The organism is Streptacidiphilus anmyonensis (genome assembly GCF_000787855.1).
GTDB classification, from domain to species: Bacteria; Actinomycetota; Actinomycetes; order Streptomycetales; family Streptomycetaceae; genus Streptacidiphilus; species Streptacidiphilus anmyonensis.
In genome coordinates, this window is the sequence record NZ_BBPQ01000037.1 from 76,368 (window position 1) to 82,367 (window position 6,000).

Here is a 6,000-nt window from a genome sequence, read left to right on the forward strand (position 1 = left end):
CGTCGAGTGAAAATCTGACGCCCCGTCAGTGCTACTCAGAGTTCCATCAGCGACAACCCAGCCCCAGGAGCCCCTCAGGAGGCCCGCGATGTCCTGTCCGGCCCTGCCCGACGGATTCGACCCGACCGACCCGGAAGTGAACCTGCAGCGCGTGCCGCTCCCCGAGTTCGCCGCGATGCGCCGCACCGCGCCCGCCTGCTGGATACCCCAGGCGAACGGGACGACCGGCTTCGACGACGGCGGCTACTGGGCGGTGACCCGGCACGCGGACGTCCGCGAGGTCTCCACCCACCCCGAGACCTTCTCCTCGCACACCAACACCGCGATCATCCGGTTCCACCCCTCGATCGACCCGTCCGGCATCGACGGCCAGAAGCTGATCATGCTGAACATGGACCCGCCGGAACACACCAGACTGCGCTCCATCGTCCAGCGCGGCTTCACTCCGCGCGCCATCCACGCGCTCCAGGACACCCTGCGCGACCGCGCCGAGCGGATCGTCCACGCGGCGGTCAAGGAGGGCACCGGCGACTTCGTCACCGACGTCGCCTGCGAACTGCCGCTCCAGGCCATCGCCGAACTCATCGGCGTCCCGCAGAGCGACCGCGGCAAGATCTTCCACTGGACCAACACCATGGTCGGCTACGAAGACCCCGAGCTGGCGCTCAGCCAGGAGACGGGGATGCAGTCGGCGATCGAGCTGATGAGCTACGCCATGGGCATGGCCGAGGAACGCAAGGCCTGCCCGGCCGAGGACATCGTCACCAAGCTGGTCAACGCCTCCGGTCAGGGCAACCTCAGCAGCGACGAGTTCGGCTTCTTCGTCCTGGTGCTGGCCGTCGCCGGCAACGAGACCACCCGCAACGCCACCAGCCACGGCATGCACGCGATGCTGACCCACCCCGAGCAGTGGGAGCTCTACAAGGAGCGCCGCCCGCAGACGGCCGCCGACGAGATCGTCCGCTGGGCGACGCCCGTCATCTCCTTCCAGCGCACCGCCACGCGCGACGTCGAACTGGGCGGCGCGGAGATCAGGGCCGGCCAGCGCGTCGGCATCTTCTACGCCTCCGCCAACAACGACGACGAGGTCTTCGACCGCCCGGACCGCTTCGACATCCTCCGCGACCCCAACCCCCACCTCGGCTTCGGCGGCGGCGGCCCCCACTTCTGCCTCGGCGCCAACCTCGCCCGGCTCGAGATCGACCTCATCTTCAACGCCATCGCCGACGCCATGCCGGGCATCCGCCTGCGCGGCGAACCCAAGCGCCTGCGCTCGCCGTGGCTCAACGGCATCAAGCAGCTGGAGGTCGAGTACGCATGAGCCGCCGGACCGTCCCGGCGACGCGCTCACTCGTTCGGCCTCTCCGGGACGCCTGAGGGGCAGGTGGAGGGTTTGCTGGGGGCATGGCCCAGCAGCAGGCGGTTGACGCACCTCCGCAGGAGCAGCCTCCCGTGCCGGAGAGCGCGGGCCGGGTGCGGTTGGTGTTCCTCGGCGTCATGCTCGGCATGTTCCTCGCCGCGCTCGACCAGACGATCGTGTCCACCGCGCTGCCGACGATCGTCGGGGACCTCGGCGGGGCGAACCACCTCTCGTGGGTGGTCACCGCGTACATGCTGGCCGCCACCGCGACCACCCCGCTGTGGGGCAAGCTCGGCGACCTCTTCGGACGCAAGGGCGTCTTCCTGGTCTGCATCGTCATCTTCCTGATCGGCTCCGCCCTGTGCGGCCAGTCGCGGAACATGACGGAGCTGATCGCCTTCCGGGCGGTCCAGGGCCTGGGCGGCGGCGGGCTGATGGTGCTCGCGATGGCGGTCATCGCCGACGTGGTGCCGCCGCGCGAGCGCGGGCGGTACCAGGGCGTGATCGGCGCGGTCTTCGGCGTCTCCTCGGTGGTCGGCCCGCTGCTGGGCGGGTTCCTGGTGGACAACCTCAACTGGCGCTGGGTCTTCTACGTCAACCTGCCGGTCGGCGCCGTCGCACTCGCCGTCATCGCGACCGCACTGCACGCCAAGCGGCCCGAGACCCGGCCGAAGATCGACTACCTCGGCACCCTGCTGCTGGCCGCCGCCTCCACCTGCCTCGTGCTGATCGCCAGCCTCGGCGGGACCACCTGGGCGTGGAACTCCGCAGAGGTCTGGGGCTGCGCGATCGGCGCCGTCGTGCTGATCGCCGCGTTCATCTACTGGGAGCAGCGCGCCCCGGAGCCGGTCATGCCGCTGCGGCTGTTCCGCAACCGGATCTTCACGGTCTGCTCCGGGATGGGCTTCATCATCGGCCTGTGCATGTTCGGGGCGCTGTCCTACATCCCCCTCTACATGCAGGTCGTCAACGGCAACTCGCCGACCGAGTCCGGGCTGCGACTGCTGCCGCTGATGGCGGGCGTGCTGATCACCTCGATCGGCACCGGCCAGCTGATCTCCCGCACCGGCAAGTACAAGATCTACCCGATCATGGGCACCGCGCTGACCTGCGTCGCGCTGGTCCTGCTGGCACAGGTGGACGAGAAGACCAGCGCGACCGTGATGGGCGTCTACATGCTGATCCTGGGCCTCGGACTGGGCCTGGTGATGCAGGTGCTGATCATCGCCGTGCAGAACTCGACCGACTTCGCGGACCTGGGCACGGCCACGTCCGGCGTCACCTACTTCCGGTCCATCGGCGGCTCGTTCGGGGCCTCGATCTTCGGCACGGTACTCAACAACCAGCTCAAGTCGAAGATCACCGCCGCGGAGAAGGACGGCACGCTGTCGCCGCGCTTCCCGACCCAGCAGGTGCTGGAGGACCCGACCAGCGTGCACAAGGCGCCGCCCGCGCTGAAGCCGCTGCTCGACCCGTTCCTGCACATCTTCGCGGTCTCGCTGCAGACGGTCTATCTGGTCGCGGCCGGGATCGCGGTGCTGGCCTTCGTCCTGTCGCTGTTCCTGCGCGAGGTCCCGCTGCGCACGGCGACCCGCACGAACCAGGTCGAGGGGGCCGGGCCACCGGCCTTCCGCAGCTCGGCGGAGGAGATCGAGGGCATGATCACCCGGCTCTCCAGCCGTCAGAACATCTGGGAGCGCTACGGTCGGGCCATCGACCGCTGCGGTGTCGACATCTCGGTCCCGCAGGCCTACGGCCTCTTCCGGCTCCACCACGCAGGTCCGATCACCGAGGACGAGATCTGCCGACGGCTGAAGGTCACCCCGGACGAGATCCGCCCGAAGCTGGACGCAATGGTCGCTTCCGGACGCGTCCAGCGGGACGATCACGGCGTGCTGACGCTGACTCCGGCCGGCGAGGACATCATCCGCAGGCTCTCCGAGGCCCGGTTGGAGCAGCTCAGCGCGAAACTGGAGGGCTACTCCCCCGAGCAGCACGCCGAACTCCTCGCCATGCTGCGCACGTTGGCCGACGACTCGCTCGAGGCGCCAGGCCACGTCTTCACCGACTGACGGTCGCCTGTTCGCCGCCGCGCGCGGATGCTGCATAATCGCCCCGATCGACGCACGAGTCGACCGAGGACAAGCACTCGCACATGCGGCCCGGGCAGGGGGAATGATGACGTTTCCGGCAGGTGACGGGGACGGCAGAGCCGTCGGAGACGGCGACATCGGCCATACCGGCCATATCGGCGGCAACGGCCATGCCGGCCATGCCGGCGACGACGAGACCACGGTCCTGCCACCGGTCGACGGCGCCCCCGCCCTGGTGCGCCCGTACTACGTGCCTGCGACCGGGCACGAGGGCCCGGTCGAGGGGCAGCCCGCGCCCGCGAACGGACCCGCGATGTGGGCGGCCGACGCGGAGCCGACCACGGTGCTCCCGCCCGTTCCGAGCGCCTCGGCGGCCGGGGCCGCCCCCCTGGCCTCGGCGGCTCCCGCGGCCGCAACCGCTCCCGTGGCGAGCGCCGCGGGATCGCCGGGTCGTCGCGCGGTCGTGCCGCCGAGTCGGCGCAAGGCGGCGGCGTCACGCCCCGGCAAGGCCCTGGCGCTGACGGGTGGCGCGGTCGCGCTCGTCCTCATCGGCACCGGCGCCGCGCTGCTGACCCGCCCGTCCGCCGCCCCCACGGTCCAGACGGCGGCCGCGCCGTCGACGGAGGCGACGGAGACCTCTCCTGCCGCGTCGGCGAGCACCGGCCCGTCGACGTCGCCGAGCGCCTCCCCCAGCCACTCCCCCAAGCCCACACCCACGCCCACGCCGAGCCGGAGCGCCTCACCCACGGCCACGCCGTCCAGCTCGCCGTCGCCCTCCGCCACGCCGTCCAGCTCGCCGACACCCCAGTCGGACTCGCTGAGCCTCGGCTCGACCGGTCCGGCCGTGACCGCACTGCAGCAGGACCTGCGTGAGGTGGGGATCGACCACCGCCGAGCCACGGGCAGCTACGACAACCGGACCGCGCAGGACGTCAGCGCTTTCCAGAGCTGGTACGGCGTCCAGGGCGACCCGCCCGGCGTCTACGGCCCGAACACGCAGGCCATGATGGCGCAGGTGCTCGGGGGCGGGGGCAACGGCGGCGGGGGCGGCTGGGGCGGCAACGGCGGCTGACCCTCGCGGGAGCGTCAGCCGGTGATGGCGTTGGCGATGCTGATCCCCGCCAGCACCAGCATGATCACTGCAGCGCAGCGCTGGATCACGTGCAGCGGCACCCGCTGCATCAGCTTCTGTCCGCCCAGGATCGCCAGGCCGCCGACAGCGCAGAGCGCGAGCCAGCTGCCGAGGCCGACGGCGAGCCAGTCGCCGTACTTCGCGGCGAGGTTCGCCGTCGCGATCTGCGTCAGATCGCCGAACTCGGCGATCGCGATCACGGCGAAGCTGGCGCCCGCGACCCGCCAGAAGCTGTCGGAGCGCGGGGTGCGGCCCTCGCCCTCCTCCTCGTCGTCCTCCTTGTGGAGCAGCAGCATCAACGCGCCCAGGACGAAGAGGCCGCCGACCACCGCTTCGAGGGCGCGGTGCGGCAGCAGTGCCAGCAGGCGGCCGGCCACCAGGGCCAGGGAGACCTGCACGGCCATGGCGGCGGCGACGCCGGCGAAGACGTAGGAGCTGCGGTATCTCGTGCCGAGGACGAGGCTGGCCAGCGCGGTCTTGTCCGGGAGCTCGGCCAGGAAGATGACGCCGAAGGTGATGCCGAACACGGCGAAGCTGTTCACGGAAGGGTGGTCCTCAGATCAGTGGTGCCGGCCTCAAAGCCCTCGACCTCGTGGACGCTTCGGCGCGGCAGCCAGTACGAACACGGAGTACGGGTACGACTGCTGCGGCCGAAGGTCTCGCCGACGCGGGCCGCTCACGCGGCTCACGCCCCGGGCGCCGGGCGGGCCGTGAAGCCCGCCAGTATGTCGACGGTCCGGTCGGGGCTACTCCCCTTCGATCACCCTGAGTCTACCCGAGCCGCCTGTCAGCGGGGCCGACCATCCGATCAGCCCACCACCCCTTCGCTCCTTCGGCGGACGGACGAACGGAAACGAACGGATGGGAACGGTTGTGCGCAGTCCTGCGTCCTGGGATGCGTAAGCTCTGCATAAATTCGCGCGTAAATATCCGGTTGTCCTCGGGGGAGTCCGCATGCCGAACAGATCCGTCCGTCGCGCCCGCCTCGTCCGCAACGCCGCGCTCACCGGGATCACCGCCGCCGTCCTCAGCTGCACCGCGCTGTCCGGGACGGCCTTCGCCAAGTCGGGCGCCTACGTGCAGGTCGGGGCCCGAGCCGTGCGGATAGGGCAGAGCGTGGCCGTGACCGCCTACGGCGGGGACGACTCGGCGCGCTACACCTACGCCTGCCTGGACGAGCGGATCGGCAACGGCGGCTGGTTCGCGCTCGGCTGCGCCGGACGGCCGTGGACGACCTACGGGCGGACGGTCCGGGCGACGTCCTTCGGGCGGATCGAGTTCCGGGCGCGGCTGCTGGCCAAGAGCAGTCCGAACGGCGCGGGCCGGCTGGACCGCGTCTCGGACGCCGTCGACGTCCTGGTGCGCTGAGGCGCGCCGCCCCGCAGGCGCCCGCCCCGCCGACGCAGGCGCGGGCG

General features: G+C 71.1%; 5 protein-coding genes. 4 read left to right on the top strand and 1 reads right to left on the bottom strand.

Going from position 1 to position 6,000, the window contains the following annotated elements; all coding sequences use genetic code 11:
- The first annotated feature begins 88 nt into the window (after positions 1 to 88).
- The 3 genes from TR50_RS26785 to TR50_RS42970 all read left to right on the top strand — a co-directional run bounded on the left by TR50_RS26785 (position 89) and on the right by TR50_RS42970 (position 4,525).
- Positions 89 to 1,321 (top strand): cytochrome P450, encoded by a 1,233-nt coding sequence (locus TR50_RS26785; RefSeq protein WP_042427249.1) that lies wholly within the window; start codon positions 89 to 91, stop codon positions 1,319 to 1,321.
- Between the two features lie 83 nt (positions 1,322 to 1,404).
- The gene (locus tag TR50_RS26790; RefSeq protein ID WP_084701021.1) at positions 1,405 to 3,432 is read left to right on the top strand and encodes an MFS transporter; all 2,028 of its coding nucleotides are present in this window, start codon (positions 1,405 to 1,407) and stop codon (positions 3,430 to 3,432) included.
- Positions 3,433 to 3,538: 106 nt separating this feature from the next.
- The gene (locus tag TR50_RS42970) at positions 3,539 to 4,525 is read left to right on the top strand and encodes a peptidoglycan-binding domain-containing protein (protein ID WP_152648655.1); all 987 of its coding nucleotides are present in this window, start codon (positions 3,539 to 3,541) and stop codon (positions 4,523 to 4,525) included.
- Positions 4,526 to 4,539: 14 nt separating this feature from the next.
- Here TR50_RS42970 and TR50_RS26800 read toward each other — a convergent pair whose 3' ends face one another.
- The gene (locus tag TR50_RS26800) at positions 4,540 to 5,127 is read right to left on the bottom strand and encodes a TMEM165/GDT1 family protein (protein WP_042427252.1); all 588 of its coding nucleotides are present in this window, start codon (positions 5,125 to 5,127) and stop codon (positions 4,540 to 4,542) included.
- Between the two features lie 412 nt (positions 5,128 to 5,539).
- Between TR50_RS26800 and TR50_RS42975 the strand changes: the two genes are divergently transcribed.
- Entirely contained in the window at positions 5,540 to 5,953 is a 414-nt protein-coding gene (locus TR50_RS42975; RefSeq protein ID WP_052441346.1) for a hypothetical protein, read from the top strand.
- Positions 5,954 to 6,000: the final 47 nt, after the last annotated feature.